17 protein-coding genes are annotated in these 20,824 nt (G+C 48.1%); 10 read left to right on the top strand and 7 right to left on the bottom strand.

Annotation, left to right across the window (positions count from 1 at the left end; translation table 11 throughout):
* Positions 1 to 434 precede the first annotated feature (434 nt).
* The 5 genes from QUB61_RS20645 to QUB61_RS20625 all read right to left on the bottom strand — a co-directional run bounded on the left by QUB61_RS20645 (position 435) and on the right by QUB61_RS20625 (position 4,123).
* Positions 435 to 1,322, bottom strand: a complete 888-nt coding sequence (locus QUB61_RS20645; protein ID WP_333124711.1) for an ROK family protein — start codon at positions 1,320 to 1,322, stop codon at positions 435 to 437.
* Between the two features lie 269 nt (positions 1,323 to 1,591).
* Positions 1,592 to 2,302: a tetratricopeptide repeat protein gene (locus tag QUB61_RS20640; protein ID WP_333124708.1), complete on the bottom strand. Its 711-nt coding sequence runs from the start codon at positions 2,300 to 2,302 to the stop codon at positions 1,592 to 1,594.
* 162 nt (positions 2,303 to 2,464) lie between these two features.
* On the bottom strand, positions 2,465 to 2,641 hold the full coding sequence (locus QUB61_RS20635; RefSeq protein WP_333124705.1) for a hypothetical protein: 177 nt from the start codon (positions 2,639 to 2,641) through the stop codon (positions 2,465 to 2,467).
* Between the two features lie 8 nt (positions 2,642 to 2,649).
* Complete coding sequence (locus QUB61_RS20630) at positions 2,650 to 3,873, bottom strand: murein transglycosylase A (RefSeq protein ID WP_333124702.1); 1,224 nt, start codon at positions 3,871 to 3,873, stop codon at positions 2,650 to 2,652.
* The gene (locus tag QUB61_RS20625) at positions 3,866 to 4,123 is read right to left on the bottom strand and encodes a hypothetical protein (protein ID WP_333124700.1); all 258 of its coding nucleotides are present in this window, start codon (positions 4,121 to 4,123) and stop codon (positions 3,866 to 3,868) included. Before QUB61_RS20625 ends, QUB61_RS20630 begins: the two co-directional genes overlap by 8 nt.
* 486 nt (positions 4,124 to 4,609) lie before the next feature.
* Between QUB61_RS20625 and QUB61_RS20620 the strand changes: the two genes are divergently transcribed.
* A complete protein-coding gene (locus tag QUB61_RS20620) occupies positions 4,610 to 5,086 on the top strand; it encodes a hypothetical protein (protein WP_333124698.1) in 477 nt (158 codons plus the stop codon).
* An 855-nt stretch (positions 5,087 to 5,941) separates the two neighbouring features.
* Positions 5,942 to 9,253: a carbamoyl-phosphate synthase large subunit gene (carB, locus tag QUB61_RS20615; protein ID WP_333124721.1), complete on the top strand. Its 3,312-nt coding sequence runs from the start codon at positions 5,942 to 5,944 to the stop codon at positions 9,251 to 9,253.
* A 101-nt stretch (positions 9,254 to 9,354) separates the two neighbouring features.
* On the opposite strand, the gene QUB61_RS20610 is transcribed toward carB, so the two are convergent.
* Positions 9,355 to 9,594 carry a DUF6737 family protein gene (locus QUB61_RS20610; protein WP_333124695.1) on the bottom strand — a complete coding sequence of 80 codons (240 nt, stop codon included), beginning with the start codon at positions 9,592 to 9,594 and terminating at the stop codon, positions 9,355 to 9,357.
* A gap of 56 nt (positions 9,595 to 9,650) precedes the next feature.
* Positions 9,651 to 10,253 (bottom strand): Uma2 family endonuclease, encoded by a 603-nt coding sequence (locus tag QUB61_RS20605; protein WP_333124692.1) that lies wholly within the window; start codon positions 10,251 to 10,253, stop codon positions 9,651 to 9,653.
* Positions 10,254 to 10,871: 618 nt separating this feature from the next.
* Here QUB61_RS20605 and QUB61_RS20600 point away from each other — a divergent pair.
* The 8 genes from QUB61_RS20600 to QUB61_RS20565 all read left to right on the top strand — a co-directional run bounded on the left by QUB61_RS20600 (position 10,872) and on the right by QUB61_RS20565 (position 20,739).
* Positions 10,872 to 11,534: a VWA domain-containing protein gene (locus tag QUB61_RS20600; protein WP_332953856.1), complete on the top strand. Its 663-nt coding sequence runs from the start codon at positions 10,872 to 10,874 to the stop codon at positions 11,532 to 11,534.
* 255 nt (positions 11,535 to 11,789) lie between these two features.
* On the top strand, positions 11,790 to 12,563 hold the full coding sequence (locus QUB61_RS20595; RefSeq protein WP_333124689.1) for a PP2C family serine/threonine-protein phosphatase: 774 nt from the start codon (positions 11,790 to 11,792) through the stop codon (positions 12,561 to 12,563).
* 38 nt (positions 12,564 to 12,601) lie between these two features.
* Positions 12,602 to 13,273 carry a hypothetical protein gene (locus QUB61_RS20590; protein WP_333124686.1) on the top strand — a complete coding sequence of 224 codons (672 nt, stop codon included), beginning with the start codon at positions 12,602 to 12,604 and terminating at the stop codon, positions 13,271 to 13,273.
* Between the two features lie 151 nt (positions 13,274 to 13,424).
* Positions 13,425 to 14,117 carry a hypothetical protein gene (locus QUB61_RS20585; RefSeq protein WP_333124683.1) on the top strand — a complete coding sequence of 231 codons (693 nt, stop codon included), beginning with the start codon at positions 13,425 to 13,427 and terminating at the stop codon, positions 14,115 to 14,117.
* Between the two features lie 563 nt (positions 14,118 to 14,680).
* Complete coding sequence (locus QUB61_RS20580; protein ID WP_333124680.1) at positions 14,681 to 16,432, top strand: NACHT C-terminal helical domain 2-containing protein; 1,752 nt, start codon at positions 14,681 to 14,683, stop codon at positions 16,430 to 16,432.
* Positions 16,433 to 17,203: 771 nt separating this feature from the next.
* Positions 17,204 to 19,318: a DNA-binding protein gene (locus tag QUB61_RS20575; protein ID WP_333124677.1), complete on the top strand. Its 2,115-nt coding sequence runs from the start codon at positions 17,204 to 17,206 to the stop codon at positions 19,316 to 19,318.
* Positions 19,319 to 19,702: 384 nt separating this feature from the next.
* Complete coding sequence (locus QUB61_RS20570) at positions 19,703 to 20,242, top strand: MgtC/SapB family protein (protein WP_333124674.1); 540 nt, start codon at positions 19,703 to 19,705, stop codon at positions 20,240 to 20,242.
* A gap of 179 nt (positions 20,243 to 20,421) precedes the next feature.
* The gene (locus QUB61_RS20565; protein WP_333124671.1) at positions 20,422 to 20,739 is read left to right on the top strand and encodes a hypothetical protein; all 318 of its coding nucleotides are present in this window, start codon (positions 20,422 to 20,424) and stop codon (positions 20,737 to 20,739) included.
* Positions 20,740 to 20,824 lie beyond the last annotated feature (85 nt).

Here is a 20,824-nt window from a genome sequence, read left to right as displayed (position 1 = left end):
TCATTAGTCATTAGTCATTAGTCATTAGTCATTAGTCATTAGTCATTAGTCATTAGTCATTAGTCATTAGTCATTAGACCTCTTGCAAAAGTCCTTTTCATAAATTTATTGGACGGGCTCTTCGGCCCGTCCTAGTTATTTTTGCAAGAGGTCTATTAGTTTAGGACTTACGCGCCGAGGGTCAGAAACCGGGTTTTTTTACGAAAAAACTTGGTTCGTACTCGAAGATAAGGTAAAAAACCCGGTTTCTTTGGTATGTGTGCGTCCAGGACTGTAGTTAGAAAAATGAACAATGAAGGATGAAGGATGAAGGGAGGCTATTTTTACTAACTCCTAACATTCATTTTAATTTTTTTTTGTAAGGTGCTTAGGTGGTACCCTAAGTTTAGATAGGAAAAAAGCGCAGTCAAAGGCGCTGCATTTTTAAATTTTAACTATTGAGCAAGCTGCCAAGCTAATTTGGCCGCGCCTACCATGCCTGCTTGATTGCCCAATTCAGCAACCAATAACTGCAAATCTTCGCGAGAACTCGGCAGTACCCGCCGCTCAATTTCTTCTAGAACCTGCGGTAAGAAAAATTCTGCACCTGCACTAATTCCACCGCCGATAATAATAGCTTCCGGCGTCAAAATATAAATTATGCTTGCCAAACCGATACCGAGATAGCGCCCGTATTTTTGCCAGAATTCTAAAGCTTTGGCATCTCCAGACTTAGCTAGATTTGCTAATTCTAGCGGTTCCAAACCCGTTTCTCGGCGAATTGCTTGCACCGAAACATACTGTTCTAAAGAACCGCGATTGCCGCTGTTGCACTCCGGACCGTCTGGATTTATAGCAATCAATCCTAGTTCTCCGGCCGCCCCTCGATGACCTGTAAATAGTTTGCCGTCTAGGATAACTGCACCGCCGACTCCTGTACCTAAAGTTAGTAAGATTAGGTTTTTAAAGTGCCTTCCTGCGCCCAACCAAGCTTCTCCCAATCCGGCACAGTTGGCATCATTTGCTAATATGGTCGGCAGTCCGGTTTTAGCTTCCAACCAGTCAGCGAGGGGGACATTTTGCCAGTTTTTGAGGTTAATTGCTACTCTGGCTATGCGCCCGGCGGCGTCTGCGGGGCCTGGAGTGCCGATGCCGATCGCACTTACAGCATTTTCGACCGGATTCAGTTGTAAAATAGCATCGGTCATTGTCCCTAAAACGGCTTCTGGCGTTGCGGGTTGAGGGGTTGGGACAGTTAAGGATTGGTGACAAATGCCGTCTTCGCTATATCTGCCGAGTTTAATTGCGGTTCCGCCTAAGTCGATGCCGATTACTTGTGTCATGCAATGTGGGTTTTGGATACCAGGATTTGGGATTATATCAATTCCGGTGTTACCGGAATGATGGGGAGTCGTCCGTTGGGAGTCGTCCGTTGGGGAATGTGGAATTATTGACCTTGACTTTATCGTGCCCATACAACCGGAAACGATATGAAGTCCTAAAATTCTTCTTTTAACTGTATGATAATTAGCGAGGGAAACTGCGCTTAATTCTTAATATGATCGTAGCCATCGCCATACCGAGCCCAAAGGCTGGATACAAGCGAGTTCGCCTATTCAATTTGTCCTAACTTACGTTGCGCTGCGTCTCGGTTGTGCAAAGCATCGCGGTAGTCTGGTTTGAGAGCAATTGCCTGGTTATAAGATGCGATCGCCTCTGAAAATCTTCCTAAATTATACTGCTGATTCCCTCTCTCGCACCATGCTTTCGCCTCTACAGCATTAACTTCAGATTCTTCCTCCGAACCCTCAGCGCCGCTGCGGTTCTCTTCCCCAGAAAAACCCAAACCATCCCCAACAAACACCGCCTCAATTACCGTCCCTTTCCCACCATCATCCTCAACCTCCGGCAGCGGAAATCGTGTCAATATCTCCCGCCCAATTTCCCTGGCCACCTCGGACAATTCCCCGCTGCCAATTCTACCTAACAATACCAGCCGCTGCGCCAATTCCTGAAGCGATGCCACCGCATCCGCAGCAGCGACGTCATCATGTTCGCCCTCTAACAATCTTTTCCCAAACCGCCGCAACCAAGCCGCCAATTCACCATCTTTAAGGCGTTTTGCGATTAAGAATCCCGCTACATCCCCTCGACTCCAGCCGGCATTCACCCCTTCCAGGATTTCCATGAATTTCGACTCGTATTCCGCGTCAGTTAGGGTTGGGCGGATGGCGGTATTGGCCGGCGGTGGGGTGGGTGGGGTTGGGTATCCGAATATTCGCTGAAATAGTCGTTTGAAGAATTGCCAAATTTTGTTTAGCATTTGTGAGGTTAAAAGGGTAGGGTATTTTCTATTTTATAGCAATTATCAAAAGTAGGACTACATATAGCAATCCTCGCATCATTTGTGAATTTCTTACTCCCGAACCGCGAGTTCGGGGAGGGTTGGGGTGGGGTAAAAAATTTACGACTCCTGCAAGAATTGCTATATATAGCAACCGCGCCCGACGGTTAGGACATTCTTAATCGCTGAAACCATTGCTATTACTGCCTCTTCCTTCTTCCTTCTTCCGACTTCCATCGGACTTCTGCTATAGATTGTCGGCGATATCTGTAGGGACACGGCACTGCCGTGTCCGGGATTGCGACGCACAGCGAACAATCATTAATCTACTTTAAAAGCGGATAATACAGTTCTCCTGTTGAGTTGATATAACCGGCCCTATCGCCCGCTAAATTACCCGTTCCCATAAATACGTCAACTCTCCCCGCACCTTTGATTGCACCGCCAGTATCCTGATCCAAAACGTACCGATTCACGGCATTTTGTTCGAGTTGTCCCGCCGCATTCGGATAAGGGAGTTTTGTACTAATTAATGCTAGTGCGCCGGGGGGCATTAAGGCTTTGTCCGTGGCGATCGACCTTTCGGCAGTTACTGGCACTCCAATGCTGCCCGTGGGCAGTGCTCCGTTGGTTTCCCGGAAGAATACAAAGCTTTGATTTTTCGGCAAATACTTGTCCATATCTGCGGGAAAGTTGGTGAAATATTCCGTTAGTTTCGGCAAATTTAACTCTTCTAAAGTAAACTTTCCGTCTTTAACTAATTCTCGCCCGACTCCTGTATAACTGTGACTGGTTTTGCCGGCGAAACCGACTGTCATGACGCCGCCATCTGTTAGCTGCAATCTCGCAGAACCTTGGACGTGCACGAGAAATGCTTGGAATCGATCGCGCAACCAAACTAATTCTAATCCTCGCAGCAATCCTTTGCTTGCCTGCAAAGCATCTGCGCCTTCCAAATCTAATCTTGTCGGGTGAGGTTTCGGCCAAGATGCCATGTTTGGCGGCATCCGGTACAGGGGATAACGGTATTCGGAATTCGGCGTGCGAGATGCTGCGTAAGTCGGCTCGAAATAACCTGTAAATGCTACTGTTCCTTTGCCGTCTTTGCCCGTGGATTTGTAAAATACAAACTCGCGCTTGACAGATTCCTGAAGTTGTGCTGGGGTTGTGGAACTGACAACTAATTGGCGGAATCGATCGAGGGAACGCCGAACTCGATCGCGCGTAACTTCTGCTACTGGATAGCGGCTGTAAGCAGTGGCGGCGGCCGATGTATCGAGATAGCGGAGGCTGTTGTCGATCGACTTTAACAGCAATTGGCGATCGCCCGGTTTGCCATTTTCGCCCCAGATTTGAGCGTCAAAGGCGAGATTCTCCGACTCGCCAGCTTGCAATTGATTTAGACTAATTGGTTCCAGCGGCCGGGCTGCAACGGCGGGCACGGAAAAAGCGATCGCCAAAACGCAACAGGCGATGGCTAATAGCTGATAGCGAAAAATCTTGCTCAATTTCCAATCTTCCCTACTCAATTGATAATTTTCCTTATTCATCGAATCGTTCGACGCTAGAAGTAAATATTGGTTCTACGCGAATTGCGATAACGCTGGTAGGCCGAACTACCATGTATTCGCCTTGAATATTTTTGATCGGGACGTTAAGAAATTCTCTTGAATCTTGTTTGGGTACCAGCGTACTGCTGTACCACTTTTGAAAATCTGCCAGCGTTGCGAAACGTACTTCTTCGCGGTGGCCGCCTTCAAGCAGCAGGTGTACGGAATATTCGCTTGGTGTTCTAGGCATAGGAGATGGGGAGAGTTGTTGGAGGACAATTTAAAATCTCAAATCTAAAATTGATGTGGTTGCTCTCAAGCAGCAGGTGCACGGAATATTTGCACTTGAGTTCTAGGCATAAGCTGCTACGCATCTAAATTGAATGCAGAGACGGGCAGGATGCCCGTCCCACAAGAACTGTAGAAAAACTGACTGTCAAATTAGATGCACAACAGCTTATCTCTATTTTTGATTTTTGATTTTAAGCTTTTGGAACGATTCCATATTTTACATCTTCCTCGGCGCATTTCCTCATGTAGTAGGTTGGGTTGAGCCAGAGGGAGAGTGGGAGAGGGGGAGAGGGGGAGAGGGGGGGAGGGGGAGAGGGGGGAGGGGGAGAGGGGGGGAGGGGGAGGGTGGGAGAGACTGGAGATTTGTTGCAGGAAAAACTCAATCTAAAATCTAAAATCTAAAATCTAAAATCGATTGACGGCGGCCCCCATCTGCGGCTACGCTGTGAAAATAAGGCTGCTTTCCTCAAAGAGGAAGCAGCCCGCGTCGCTCAAAAACCTAGTTGCACTGCCCAAAGCTGATACCAACAGCAATGGACAGCTAACCGCCAAACTGAAAGTACCAGTATGGAGGCTAGTTGAGAATTTTAACATTCTCTGTAGCCGCCCTGCTCTGTGTTACCCTGCGGGGCGGCTGGGTTTTTGGGTTTTCCTAGAAAACCAAAAACCAGGAGACCATATTATGTCACAGGAATTCGTGCCTGACGATAACTTTTCCGCGCGTCCAAATGACGCCTCAGCAGTATCGGAACAGGAAGTCGTGCGGATAACGGTTGTCGGTTCCCGCGCCGCCGTCTTAGAAACCATCCACACCTTGTACCGACTGGGATTTGCCCAAGTCGGGGATTGGAGCCCGCCGCAGCGAGGTGCAAAGCCGGGACAAGTGATAAGCGTACTCATTCGCCGATCGCGCAAAGCCTAAAAATAGGATAAATACGGTAAGCTGTCGCGCATTTAAATTGTATATTCAGGGCGGGCGGGACGCCCACCCCACAAGAGTTTGATTGTTCTTTAACATACAATTTAAATGCCGCAACAGCTTAGGGACACGACACCGTGCCTTTGGTCGTGTCAACAAACACGTTAAACCCGGAGTCCGACATGGGTTTCAACTCCTGCCTCAAAACTCAAGTCCTCGCTATGAGGACTCAGAAGAACACTTTTAAACTCATTAGTCCTCTTGAGAGGACTTTAGCTATTAGACAGGGAATTCATTCCCTGGCGGACTGACGGGTGGGTGCGAAGACTGGCCGAGGATGGGCTTAAGTTGACACGATGGAGGACACCGGGCCCGGCCGTGTCCTCCATCGTCGCGTCTACATGGCTGGATCTGTGATTGTCACATCCTGGGAGGGCGATGGCGTCCCGCCCTCGCCCGTGCTACGGGAAAATTCATCATCCAACCCGGTTAATTTTACCCGTTCCCCACAGTCAGGACAAGCCTTTGCCTAAGTCTCTACAATGATTGATGGGGCGGAATACACGGATAGTGTATTTTAGAACACGATTTGACCGCAACACTTAAAATAGTCTGGATTTACCGATCGACTGCACCCTTTTCTCATCAATATTTTTGGTTAGCGGAGGGTGTCTGTGGGCCGGAGTTGGGAGGTTCTGCTTCCAAAATGCTGATAATGGTGCACAATTTCAAATTAACAACAAAACTGGCACTATTTTGAGTAAGCTCTGGGTGGAACAGCTCAGAAAGCCTGTTTCTAAGAGTGATGCAAAGTATCAAATTAATCCTCAACCTTGTCCAATTACCAATTACGAACCTATGCCCCGTCGCCAAGACTTAAAAAAGATTCTTCTCATTGGTTCCGGCCCAATTGTTATCGGTCAAGCGTGCGAATTTGACTATTCAGGGACACAAGCTTGCAAAGCTTTGCGAGAAGAAGGCTTTGAAGTAGTGTTGGTGAATTCCAACCCTGCAACAATTATGACCGATCCGGAAACTGCCGATCGCATTTACATCGAACCTCTAACGCCGGCCATCCTCGAACAAATCATCGCTAAAGAAAGACCTCAAGCAATTTTACCGACAATGGGCGGTCAAACGGCGCTAAATTTAGCAGTGGCAGTCGCTAAAAATGGCGTTTTAGAAAAGTACAACGTCGAGTTGATTGGCGCTAAGTTGCCAGCAATTGAAATGGCAGAAGACAGGCTATTATTTAAGGAAGCGATGGCGCGAATTGGCGTCGCCGTGTGCCCTTCGGGAATTGCCAACACTCTCGACGAAGCCAAAGCAATTGGCCACCAAATCGGCAGTTATCCGTTAATTATTCGTCCTGCTTTTACAATGGGTGGGACGGGAGGCGGCATTTCTTACAATCAAGAAGAGTTTGAAGAAATGGCACAAGGCGGGATAGACGCCAGTCCGGTATCGCAAATTTTGATCGAACAATCTTTGATTGGTTGGAAAGAGTACGAACTGGAAGTGATGCGGGATTTGGCAGATAATGTGGTGATTATTTGTTCGATCGAGAATCTCGACCCGATGGGCGTTCACACCGGCGATTCTATCACCGTCGCCCCGGCGCAAACTCTCACAGACAAAGAATATCAGCGCCTGCGGGATGCTTCGATTAAAATTATCCGCGAAATCGGAGTAGAAACCGGCGGTTCCAACATTCAATTTGCCGTCAATCCAGTCAACGGAGATTTCATCGTTATTGAAATGAACCCTCGGGTTTCCCGTTCCTCCGCCTTGGCCTCGAAAGCAACTGGTTTCCCCATTGCAAAAATGGCGGCCAAATTAGCGGTAGGTTACAGCCTAGACGAAATTTCCAACGATATCACCAAGAAAACTCCGGCGTCTTTTGAGCCGACAATTGACTACGTGGTGACGAAGATTCCCCGATTTGCCTTTGAAAAGTTCCCCGGTTCCGAACCGACTCTGACAACGCAAATGAAGTCAGTTGGGGAGGTAATGGCGATCGGGCGCAGCTTCAACGAATCTTTCCAAAAAGCGCTGCGGGGATTAGAAACCGGCCGCGCGGGTTTCGGGTGCGACAAACCGGAAAAGTTGCCGAGTTTGGAACAAATTCGCGCCGGATTGCGGACCCCAAATCCCGAGCGCATTTTTACAGTCCGCCACGCGATGATGATGGGAATGTCGGTGGAAGATATCTTTGAGTTTACAGCAATTGACCCTTGGTTTTTGGATAAAATGCAGGAATTGCTGGAAACTGAGAAGTTCTTGAAACGAACCAGGTTGCAAGACTTGACAAAAGAGACGATGTTTGAAGTTAAGCAGTTGGGATTTAGCGATCGCCAAATTGCTTACGCCACCAAAACATCGGAAGATCAAGTCCGCGCTTACCGCAAACAGTTAGGCGTAGTGCCGATTTACAAAACAGTCGATACCTGTGCCGCTGAATTTGAAGCGTTTACACCGTATTATTATTCCACCTACGAAGTGGGAGCGGCAATTTGGGACTTGGGCGATGAAGAAAAGAAGGTTTCGCCTGTGGGCCACAGTCTCGCGCCGGAGTCGGAAGTTTTGCCTTCTAGCAAGCGAAAAGTGATGATTTTAGGCGGCGGGCCGAACCGGATCGGACAGGGAATTGAGTTTGATTACTGCTGCTGTCACGCTTCCTATTCCCTAGGAGAAGACGGGTTTGAGACTATTATGGTCAACTCGAACCCCGAGACGGTTTCGACAGATTACGATACGAGCGATCGCCTGTATTTTGAACCGCTGACAAAAGAAGATGTTCTCAACATCATCGAAGCCGAAAATCCCGAGGGAATAATCATTCAGTTTGGCGGACAAACGCCGCTGAAATTGGCTGTTCCTTTACAACAAGCACTCTTAAATCACCCCGACGTACAAACAAAAATCTGGGGAACTTCGCCGGATTCCATTGATACTGCTGAAGACAGGGAGCGATTTGAAAAGATTCTGCGGGAGTTGGATATTCAGCAAGCTGTTAACGGGTTGGCGCGCAGTTTTGAGGATGCTTTAATAGTAGCTCAACGGATCGGTTATCCGGTAGTGGTGCGACCGAGTTACGTGTTGGGCGGGCGAGCAATGGAAATTGTTTATTCCGATACGGAATTGGAACGTTACATGACCTATGCGGTCCTGGTAGAACCGGAGCATCCGATTTTAATTGATAAGTTTTTGGAGAATGCGATCGAGGTGGATGTAGATGCGATCGCCGATGTTACTGGGAATGTGACGATCGGCGGTATTATGGAACACATTGAGGAAGCGGGAATCCACTCCGGCGACTCTGCTTGTTCTATCCCTTACCAAACGCTTTCGGCCTCCGCTTTAGAAACAATCCGCCGCTGGACTGTTGATTTAGCAAAATCTCTGAAAGTGATCGGGTTGATGAACATTCAATTTGCCGTTCAAGGGGAAGAAGTTTTCATTTTGGAAGCTAACCCGCGGGCTTCTCGGACAGTACCTTTCGTGTCCAAGGCGATCGGAGTTCCCTTAGCAAAAATGGCGTCGCGAGTCATGTCCGGCAAAACTCTCAAAGCTTTGGGTTTTACTGAAGAGATTATACCCTCTCATGTTTCGGTAAAAGAAGCAGTATTGCCCTTTGCTAAGTTCCCGGGCGCTGATACCTTGTTAGGGCCAGAAATGCGATCGACTGGCGAAGTAATGGGAATTGACACCGATTTTGGCAAAGCATTTGCCAAAGCTCAACTCGGCGCCGGACAACTGATGCCGCTGTCGGGAACCGTGCTAGTTTCGATGCGCGATCGGGACAAACTACCAGTTGTACCAGTTGTCAAGGAATTCTTAGAAATGGGTTTCAAAGTAGTCGCAACCCACGGGACGCGCAAAGTTTTGCGAGAGCAAGGTTTAGAGGTTGATTTGGAATTGAAACTGCACGAAGGGCGGCCGAATTTGTTGGATTCGATCAAGAATGAGAAAATTCAACTAATTATCACCACACCTTCGGGCGAAGAATCCCGAGCCGACGGCATCTTTATCCGCCGCACAGCTTTGACTTACAAAATCCCGATTATTACGACAATAGCCGGTGCCAAAGCGACAGCAGCGGGAATTCGATCGCTCAAATCCCACCCGATGGAGGTAAAAGCAATTCAAGACTATTACCCGCAAAGCTAGAGCGCGCACCACCCAAACCTAGGGCGTGCAGTGCGCACCTTACCCACAACGTAGGGTGCGCACCGCGCACCGCCCAAACGTAGGGTGCGCACCACAACAACCTAATCTGCATCGGCATCCAAAACCCCGCTCGACTGCATCAACTTCGGCCAAACTAATAAGAAAAATCCCATCCAAGCCAATAAAGGAATCGCCACTAAAACAGTTATCCAAATAGTTTTCAACAAAAACCAACTACCCGAAATCAGACTCGTGCCTGTCAAAAGAATAGACCAAGGCTGACACCACCACGGTTTGTAATTCCAAGGACTAATAGCTTTTTTTTCCGAAACAGATTTCATATTTATTTTCAGTGATTTTTTATAGATAATAGTCTGGCTAGCTGGATTAACCGAATTTAAACATTCATCACCTCTTCTGCTGTCAGCGTTAATTCTGGAAAAGTCTGCGATACAATTCGTTCACTGCCCTTAAACGCAGTTATTTGATAGTTACCCTCTGCATCCAAAAGGTGAACAAATATAGTTGGAACTTTGGGATTTCCCAGGAATTCCCTACTGCCAATTGCTAAGTAATCGACTATCCAATATTCTTTAATGCCCAAACGCCGATACTCGTCCAGTTTGTCTATATAATCGTCCTCCCAATTTGTTGATGTTACTTCCACTGCCAGTTGGATTGGTTCTCGTAAGGCAGAATAAGCAGAACGGTTCGAGCGCCACAAATCGCGATCTATTACGCTGACATCCGGTCTCCGCCCTTGTTCGATTCCGGCTTTAGTTACAGTTCTGATAACGGCGGTATTTTTGACTACATAATTAAAACTTAGTCGCCGGATTTCATCGTTGAAGCGAAATAACATGAAATCAGCAACATCATCATGATTTCTTGTAGAATTAATCTCTACAATTTCTCCGTTTACCAGTTCATAGAGTCCATCTTCTGGACATTCTACAAGGAATTGGTCAAAGGTTAATTTTTGTGTGACTGTTGCAATCATAAAAAAAGTTCGGTAAGTGGGTTCCGAGCGCGACTTTAGTCCTGAGAGGAAAACGACCCGGCGATTTCAATCGCCTTGAATCCCCTTTCGGGGTTGGAGAGGTATGGTTGCCTCTCCCGTGAGGTATGGCTGCCTCAATCTCCCTTTCGGGGTAACGTTCGCTTTGTGCCTTTGTTATAAAGGCTTGTTCGGCTTACAGCACTGTTTCAGGGACTTTAAAACTGTTTAACTGTAAACAACAGAGCCCAAAACTAGCGTCGCATTCACCGGTGTTATGACCTAAATAACGTAGTCAGCTAAGACTTAGGCGGGTCAGTATAGCTTGCTCGATCTCTCTTACAAGCTCAGTGGCTTTAGCCCTGAGTTACTGACAAGATTTACCCGGATTTTCCAGGAACGCTATTTGTCGATCGTACCACGGCCAGCAGCGAATTTCAATTTTTTTGACCGCAGATATCCTATTCTTTAATCGAAAATCGAAAATCGAAAATCGAAAATCGATTGACGTAAATGGTAAAATGCGATCGCCCTAGCAATTTGCACTTAAATTTGTTACTGACTTGATAGAGTAAAGTAACAAACCTAGAAATCGAGCCACTCCCAGGTCAACCCCGAACCATGAGACTAGACGAAGCCGTAGAATTTGCCGAAAACCCAGAGCCGCGCTGTCCCTGCGTCCTCCTGCTGGACACCTCGGGCTCCATGCAAGGCGCACCCATAGATGCCTTGAATGAGGGGCTGGAAATCTTTAGGAATGACCTAATTAAAGACGAACTAGCTAAAAAGCGAGTCGAAGTGGCGATTATTTCATTTGACAATCATATCAAAGTCGTGCAAGACTTCGTGACCGCCGACCAGTTCGAGACGCCACTGCTGACAGCTCAAGGACAAACCCACATGGGCGCAGGCATTCAGCTAGCGCTAGATACCATTGCCGCCCGCAAATCCGAATACCGCAACAACGGCATTACCTATTACCGCCCGTGGGTATTTATGATTACCGACGGCGAACCTCAAGGCGAATCTGACGATGTTGTGGAAATAGCAGCACAGCGGATTAAAGAGGAAGAAACTAACAAGCGCGTGGCATTTTTTGCAGTCGGAGTGGAAGGTGCTAATATCACCCGTCTCGCGCAAATTGTCGAGCGCACGCCTGTAAAATTGAGAGGATTAGACTTTAGAGAGATGTTCATTTGGCTGTCGGCTAGTATGCAGAGAGTTTCTCACTCAAAAATTGACGAACAAGTAGCACTGCCGCCGCCCGGATGGGGAACAGTTTAGTCATTAGTCATTGGTCATTAGTCATTGGTCATTAGTCATTAGTCATTAGTCATTAGTCATTGGTCATTCGTCATTGGTCATTAGTCATTAGTCATTAGTCATTAGTCATTGGTCATTCGTCATTAGTAAAAGTGCCGTGTCCCTACAAGGGCTAGTACCTACGAACGCAGAAAAGTGCTGTAATTAGGGATAAATAAACCCGTCCAGACTTTGCATAGTTGTGAATTTACGAAGTTTTGAGTTAAAGAGTTATTAATGCAGAATTCATCCTTTAATTGGCAAGTTGTAGCGGCATCGGTGATAGGTACGAGCCACGAAAAACGATCGCAGCCCTGTCAAGATGCCCACTGCTGGCGCATCTTGCCGAACGGTGTTTTAGCCGCAGCAGTTGCCGACGGCGCGGGCTCGGCAGCACTCGCAGAAGTAGGGGCGAAAATTGCTGTGGAAGCGGTTGTCGAAACGATTTGCCAGCAACAGGAAAGGCTGCCTCACAATGACGCCGAATGGCAGGTATTCTTGACAGCATCACTGCAAGTCGCGCGGGCGCAGGTGGAAGCAGAAGCGGCAGTGCGGGAAGTGGCTGCGAGAGATTTAGCCTGCACTTTAATTGCTGTTGTTGCTACCCCAGAATTAATCGCAGTTGCTCAAATCGGTGACGGTGCGGCGGTAGCAGGTGACAGTGCAGGAAATGCGATCGCCCTGACTGTACCTCCCTGCGGCGAATACATCAACGAAACCATTTTTTTGATTTCGCCGAATGCGATAGAAACAGCGCAATTTCAGGTACTGCGGGAAAAACTGCGGCACTTGGCCGTGTTTTCCGACGGCTTGCAAATGCTAGCTCTCAAAATCCCGGAAGGCACGCCCCACGGGCCGTTTTTTGCGCCTTTGTTTCGGTTTTCTGGCGAGTGGAAAGAAGAAGAAGATGCGAAACAGCAGTTAGAGTCATTTTTGCGATCGCCCCGCGTTTCCGAACGCACCGATGATGACTTAACATTATTGTTAGCAACTTTTTCGAGCAATGTCTAGTCTGTTCAACTCCACTTACAAAAAGCGGATCAAAAATTATGACAGATCCACCAATTAGTGCCAGAGCTTTGTTGCGAGAAACATTTGCTACTGCGGGACCTCTATACGCTCCCCTGTTGACAATCAACTTTCCCAATTTGATATTGTCCGCGATCAATAGTTGGGACAATCTCGGTTCAGCCGGTGTTGTTTTCTATATTATCTACTCGTTCGTGGCAGTTCCTTTATTGTCGGGAGCCATGATTTTCTACACTTACCGAAGTTTGACTCGAAATCAAGTAACTGTTGGTCAAGCTTTCAATCAAGCAAACAGAAGATTGCTGCACCTTATTTTGGTTTATATTATGTTTGTGGGGCTGGTGTTGGCCGGCTTCATTGCACTAATAATTCCCGGGCTTTATGTATCATATCGCTTAATATTTTCATTGTACGCTACCGTCATTGATAACTCTTCGCCGCTGGACAGTCTTAGCAGCAGTTGGAAATTAACTAAAGGGCGCTGGTGGTTAGTATTTAGATCGACTTTGCCGATCGTTTTTGTGGTTTCCGTGCCAATAGTGTTGATTGTCCTATTAATCAGTTCGACGGGAAATTTGCTAGCATCTAAGCTTGCGGGTAATGTACTCGGATTTTTTACCGTGCCGTTGATGAATGTTTATTTGGTTTTATTGTACCTGCGCCTGCGGGAATCGGCAGCAACTATTCAATAGACATCTCCTAAAAATCAAGTCAAGGGCTGTCAGGATACCTACCCCACAAAAATTGTTAGCGCTGTCTCGCGAGCGGTGAAAATTTGGCGCGGTTCTATAATAAAATCGAGTTGTCAACAATTCTGCTTTAGTTTGTACAGTAGGTCGTCATTTGCAAGCACAAGAGATTAAGGATAAGCTCAACTCCCTAATTAGCGACGCAGATCTAATAGATCCGAGTTTAGCGAGAAGATTGGATGAAATCAATCGCTGGGTTAAAGATGTTAAACCCGGTTCGCTAACTGCTAAAAAATTTGTGATGGCTTTTTTGCTGCAGCTTATCCGAGATTCTCAGGTTTGGCTGGCCGTTCAATCTCTACCTTCAGGAAGAGAACAGCAAGCCGCTTTTGAGTTAATGACGCCCGGGGAAAGGTATTGGTACAGCTATCTATTTCCTAAATGGCTGAACGAAAACGATCGCAAATTTTACATCTGGAAACAAAAACTGAAATCTGGTAAATTCGATCCGGCTGACGATCTCGTCATTCGAGCGATCGCAGCCCGAATTGTCGATCGCCAAGGCACTGTTTTGTATCGATATGTTGCAGATCTTTCTATGGCAACTGATTCGATCGTTAGCAACCGCCAACAGCAGCCCCTCTGCATTCAAGTTACTACTCTTTCGGATGAGTTTTCCGAACAAAAATATCAAAATTGGCAACAAACTCTTCAAGATTGGGGGATTGACAGGGGATTATTTTTAAGTTATGATAAGAACGATGCAAATTTCCTGAATCAGTTAGTTAACATTGCATTATATAATAGTGATAATTTGCCCGCAGGTCGTTACCTCAAGTTCCCGTAAATCAAGCAGATATGCTGCTGAGAATAGTTCGACTGCTCCCAACTCGGTGAAAAAGAAATTTTGACTAACTCACATATTGCACAATTCTCGCGAAGACCAAAAACCTAGCCCAGACAGCTTCCCGCACAAGGGAAGGCGAGCGCAAGATTCTTCCTCTCCTTTTCTGGTTGCGTCCGGGGTCTGCCAGGCGGTGGCAACAGGCATAGGTGTCAATTTAATGTCAAACTTAGTACCGGTCTGCTGTTTGAGTATTAGGCTCTCGATTCCCCGGCACCCCCATTCTCAAAGGGGGGACAGGAGTCTGCTTAAAGTCCCCCGGCTTAAGGGGGATTTAGGGGGATCGAGACTCGGCTATAAACGAGAGATACAAAGGTTTTTAGGCGATTATTGGCACGATGAAGGGCAACAGGTGCGGAGGAAGTCCTGGCTAAGCAACGGGAAGATTTACCACAGCAATCAATCTTGTGAAATAACTAGCAATTCGCTTTAAATTGAATAGAGATTTGATTTAATCGCGGTGAAATTGTTGGAAAGAAAATCAAATTACATCAGAAGCAAATACTATGACAGCACAAGGTACGAGCACCGTTGAAAATAATTTGCAAAAAGTCAGGGAAGAACTGGAAGCCGCCCGAATCATGCAGGATGAATGGATGAATTACGGGGTGGATTTTGTGGATTTGTATGTTGAAGATGCTGGCGGTGATTGGTTGGAAAAGTGGGGAAAATGTGAAGAAGAATTAGAGCTAATAAAAATTAAAAAGGTAGATATTGAAGCAGTCAAAGCAGCGATCGACATTTCCAGCTTTCAGCAGACAAAACTGCTGGAAATCGCCTTGAATTGCCGTTACTATACCAGCGATTACTCGGATCGCCCCGAGGAGTCTCCCCCTTGGCAAGAGGTTAAGTACAAACGGCTGTCACTCTTAGGCGGAGCGATTTTGGGTGCTGTGGTTACCGATTACCTGTACCGCGAATATCCAGAACTAGCTGCAGATGCTATCTCAACCTTAAAAGCTCGTTTAGCAGACCCGAAAAAACTGGCGGAATTTGCACAAAATTTGAAATTAAACGAACTCGGTTGGCGCGTCTGGAATCGGAAACAAACAGACGAAAGCGAGTACAATAGATTGCTTTCGGAGACTTTTGAGGCTTTGTTTGGCGCGATTTACTTGGAGTACGATCGCGATTTTTTTCGAGGGGGAAACTGGCTGATTCAGCACTTGATTGAAGCAACAGTTAGCCAGCATCTAGATCTAACTCAGCGGCGACTAATACGGCCCGAAAACGAGGTAAAACGGCGGGAAATGCTGGGGGCCGATATTCTAGATGCGATCGCGATCGACTATTTGTACAACCGCTTTCCCGAACGCAACGCCAGCCAGCTAACTCGCTGGAAAAATATGTTAGTGGCTAAAGAGATTTTTCCCAAAGACTTTAAGGCCAAATTAGGCAGTCATTACCTGGAATTGCAGAGCAATTTCTCGCGAACCCGCGACTGGTTGGTGGATAACTTTATTAAAAGCGCAGTTGACGAACTCCTAGAGGAAACCCACACTCAACCAGAATATCTGATTGACAGTGCCAACCCTGAATCGCTGCCAGAATTGGTCAGCCGGATTACAGACAAAAAGTGGAAAAATGAATTTGTGAGAGTTGTCAGCATTTTGCAACCTGCTGATGAACTTTTGCTGCTGATGCAAGAAAAATTAGACAGTATGGCTGCTAAAGATGAAACATTGCAGCAGTTGCTAATCTGGGCAAATCATAAGTCTCAGTTAGTGCAAAGGAATTTCAAACAGGCGGAAATTCGCGCTTTTTATGTGGCGTTAGTTTGCGTGCTCGATTTGGCTTTGACTCGCGTCCTCGACCCGAGTCTGAAGTTTGATAGATCGAAAGTTCGCAAGTTGCGGAAGAGTTTGGCAAAGGCTCAAAAAAATGTAGAATTTGCGGATGTTAACGAGTCTATGAAATTGGCTTTTGATAATAATGATGTGGTGGGTATCTTGGTGGGCATTTTGGCGCTGGATATTGAACCCGAACTTAAACAACTGCTGGCACAATTTCAGACTCAGATGCCTGATTTGCAAAACTGGAAAAAGTGGCGCAAAGAATTCGGTGGCTGTTGGCTGGCAAAATTCAAAACTGCGATCGGCTACAATCGAGACTTTCGCCCCCAACAGAAAACTTTGCTGAAACAGTATTACTATGCCCAAAACTTGCTGGTGGAATGCCTCAACAGCAATAATTGTCAGGTGACACCGGCCGTCCGACAAAAAATTGAGGATAAAATGTTGTTATTGTCGGTGGATTAGAACCTGGTTCACATCTAATTTTGATAGCGCGGACGGGCGTCCCGCCCATCCCACTAACTGAGGGACGGGCGGGACGCCCATCCCACTAACAGAAACAGGGCTTGCGCACTCCCACCCAAGAAACCGGGTTTTTTACCGAATCTGCGGGCTGCAACGCGTCTTTTGGTGAAAAACCCGGTTTCGAGGCATCGGTGCCTAAGTCATAAGAAAGTTGACACTCCCCGTGCTAAAGCAGCGGGGATTCTTGGTTCTGGCGACACACCTTAAAACTAGCTATCCTTGCGGCAATACTTAAACCAAATACCCGTTCGATTGAACCAAGTATCGAGCCTAATTTAGTTAGTCCCAGAGGGTTTTATCTCCCCAAGCGTTCGAGAATTACTTCTCTTCCGTATGCCCTACGGTACGGTTTAACTTCCAAAATTTTACTTTTCTGGTTTTGGCTTACGTTAGTTAGCCTAGCTGTTTTTTTCGTGGTTGTCGCCACCCACTAACTATTATTATTTCCCGACCAGTCGTTTGAGCTTGGTGTCTCATGTGTATCGGCGGTTATTCTACCTGTAGTATACTATAATTATACTCTATTTTTAATAAAATACAGTGAAATTTGAAAAATAAATATTAAGTGACTAAACGCTTATAAGGTAGGCAATTAATTAAAGCCGTCCTATAAGGACGGGGCTTTAAACCCAATTTCTTGGTAAGATTTAATGGGCAAGTCAAATTTATTGAGCCATGGCTTCCAAATCCTCTATCCCCTAACGGAATTCTATGCAGTTGCAGCGCCAATTTAGCGGACAACTGATTGCGATCGACACCAAAACCGCGATCGCCAGCGGGGGTGAAGGCCGCATCTACCCGATCGCCCAAGACTCGTCCCTTGTAGCAAAAATCTACCACAGACCGACAGACGAAGACGGCGACAAACTCACTGTCATGTTCAGTATGCCGCCGGATGCGCCGATCGCGGAACCCGGACACGCTTCCATTGCTTGGCCGATCGATTTGCTGCATACTGTGGGCGGGCGAGAAAAAATCGTCGGTTTTGTGATGCCGCGCGTCAACAAAGTGAAGCCGGTACACACTTTCTACACTCCCAAAACCAGGCGCGAACAAAAACCGCTATTTAACTATCTTTACCTCCACCGCACGGCCAGAAATCTCGCCTCGGCTGTAAACGCCCTCCACATCAGGGGTTACGTCATCGGCGACGTGAACGAGTCGAACATTCTCGTCACGGATACGGCGTTGGTAACGCTGGTAGACACGGATTCCTTTCAAGTGCGCGATCCTTATACGGGTTACGTTTATCGGTGTCCCGTGGGGAAACCCGAGTTTACGCCGCCGGAGTTGCAGGGCCAGACTTTCCGCGATATCGATCGAGCTCCAGAGCACGATTTGTTCGGTTTAGCTGTATTAATTTTTCAATTGCTGATGGAAGGTACGCACCCGTTTTCGGGAGTTTATCTCGGTAGCGATGAACCGCCGTCTTTGGAAGCGAGAATTCGATCGGGCCATTTCCCCACAGGTACGAAGCGGATTCCCTACCGCCCGATGCCGGCTGCGCCTCCTTTTGAGATGCTGCATCCGCGACTGCAGCAGATGTTTGTCCGCTGTTTTGAGGAAGGGCACGGCAATCCTTCGGCGCGCCCGGATGCGAAAACTTGGGTGAATGCGATTCGGGAAGCGGAAGATGCTTTGGTAACTTGCAGCAAAAACAGTCAGCATAAATACGGAAATCATCTCAGTCGGTGCCCTTGGTGCGATCGGGCCAAACTCCTGAAAGGGCGCGATCCGTTTCCTTCGCGACAAGCAGTCAGCCACGGATTGCACTTGCAGCCTGCGAAAATCAAGGCTAAAAAGCCCCAACCGCGGCCTGTCGTGAGGGAGCCCGCAGGGCGGAGGCTACAGCCCGCCACGGGGCTGCCGCGCCAACTCGGCCACTACGCAGTGCCTTTGCTACCGATGCCGATGTCTCGGAGTCGGACTCCTGCCCCTCAGGTTCCGGCGGGCAAGTTTGAACGCCTTTTTCAGGATGCTGCTTGGGGAGGTGTGTGGGGCAGTTTGTGTTTGGCGGCGATCGGGGGGATTTATTCGGTAATGGCTGAGGGCGGCGGCGCTATTTTGGGGGCGATTTTTGTTGGTACGATTTGGGGCTGTTTTTTTGGGATGATGTGGGGCATTTTTACTTTGCCGCCGAATCAGATTTGGCGGAAGTGGGGGGGTGTTTTGGTGGGGGCGGTTTGGGGCGCTTTTTTGTTGGCGGCGATCGGCGGTGCGGTGTTTGGGGCGATTAATAGCACTCCGGGAGTGGGGGAGAGGATTTTGGCTGGGGCGGTGGTTGGTGCTGTCTGGGGCTGTGTTTGGGCGAGTTTTCGGCCTCCTCTGGCGCTGCCGGCGGGGAGGGTGTGGGGCCGGCGGGGAGGGTATTTGGGGGCGGTCTGGGGCTCGTTTGTGGGGACTCTGGCCGGTGTTTTTTTGGGGTCTGGGCTGGTGGTTTGGCAGCAGTACAGCGGCCAGATGCGGCCGCTGAATGAGTTTGCGGGTTTGTTGCTGGGTGTGGCGATCGTGGCGGCTGGTGTGGGTGCTATTGGGGGTGTGGTTTCTGGGGGTTTGTTGGGTGTGTGCGGGTTTTCGCCGAAGCTGCCGATTACGTTTCAGCCTTCGGGGGTGAGGGGTGGGGCTTTGGGGGCGATTTGGGGCAGTTTTTTGGGGACTTTGGCGGGTACTGTGTGGGGTGCGGTGGTGTCTGCGATGTTTCCGGCTGTTAGCGCTGGGGTGCCGGTGGAGTTGGGGCCTGTGGCGGGGGCGATCGTGGGGGCTGGTTTGGGGGCGATTTGGGGGGTGGTTTCGGGTACTGTGTGGGGGGCTTTGGGGAAGTGGTGATATCAATTCCGGTTACACCGGAATGATGGGGGGTGGGGAGTCGGGAGTCGGGAGTCGGGGAATCAGGAATTATTGACCTTGACTTTATCGTGCCCATGCAACGGGAAACGATGTGAAGGAAGAAGCAACGATGTAAATTTGCAACCGCAGATATTTCTCTGCAACCTATTAGCCAAGCGCCTGAATAAAGCGTGGGAGTTCCAGCGTTTGACGTTTCCGGGTCGCACATCGAGCCGAACCTCTACTTGAATTTAACTTAGTCTTAACTTAAAATTAACCAGATTCCCTAGTAAATCTAGCGGCTAATCGGAGTTAGATTAAGTCAGCCTGCCACGCCTGGGAATGCGTGCGCGTGAAGAGCCCGTTCTAGTAGGAGTACAGGCAATGAGTTCTATCTTTTTCAGCCCCAACGATTGGCAAACAGTCACCTTTAGGCTGACGGCTGCACTACTCGTAGGCTTCGCGATCGGCATGAACCGCGAGCAGCCAGGTAGACCAGCAGGTTTAAGAACCTTTATGATTGTGAGTCTAGGCGCAGCTATATTTGTAATGATTCCTTTGCAGATGGATGGCGACAGCACCTTTTCCTCTTCCAATGCTTTGAGCCGAACTATCCAAGGAGTTGCCACAGGGGTAGGCTTTCTCGGAGGCGGAATCATTCTGCAACAAACTCAATACCCACTGGGTAAAGCTGAAGTCAAAGGATTAACTTCCGCCGCCACTATTTGGTTGGCTGCCGGATTAGGTGCAGCTGCAGGCTGCGGTTTGTGGGTGATGAGTTTGATAGGAACGCTGTTTGCACTCTTGGTTTTGAGTGGCGTCAAACGGCTTAAGAAGTCTGCCTTGATTCGTCCTTATGCTAAGAGCAAACCAAAAATACGAGTCAAAGATGCAGTCTCAGTGGAAGATCGGCAGCCCCAATAACTGAGCTTGCCTTTCAAAAAGTACAAGATATAGCAATCCTAAATCATTTGTGAATTTCTTACTCCCTCCCCTTGCTAAGGGGAGGGTTGGGGTGGGGTAAAAAATTTACGACTCCTGCAAGGATTGCTATATACTCACCAGGGTCAAAGACAATGGTGAGTAGCTGAGTACCTTCGGGGGTGAGGGGTGGGGCTTTGGGGGCGATTTGGGGCAGTTTTTTGGGGACTTTGGCGGGGGCTGTGTGGGGTGCGGTGGTGTCCGCGATGTTTCCGGCTGTTAGCGCTGGGGTGCCGGTGGAGTTGGGACCTGTGGCGGGGGCGATCGTGGGGGCTGGTGTGGGGGCGATTTGGGGCGTGGTTTCGGGTACTGTTTGGGGGGCTTGGGGCAAGTGGCGATCGGTTGATGTCTGTTTTTGGGTGGAAAATGCGTCTATGAGTAGGTGTAAAAATCGAGGTGTTAAATTGGGGGGCTACAATGTATGTGCTGTAAGGGTTTGAGGCACTTCTACCAATAAAATGGTAGACGCGATCGCTGAAATCAATGCAGGATAAGGGTTTGAGGGCTGTATGAAAATTTTGGTAT

Origin of the sequence: Microcoleus sp. C2D2 (genome assembly GCF_036702495.1) — a bacterium.
Lineage (GTDB): Bacteria > Cyanobacteriota > Cyanobacteriia > Cyanobacteriales > Microcoleaceae > Microcoleus.
The sequence above is the reverse complement of the archived record's forward strand: the minus strand, read 5'-3'. Positions and strand labels throughout refer to the sequence as shown.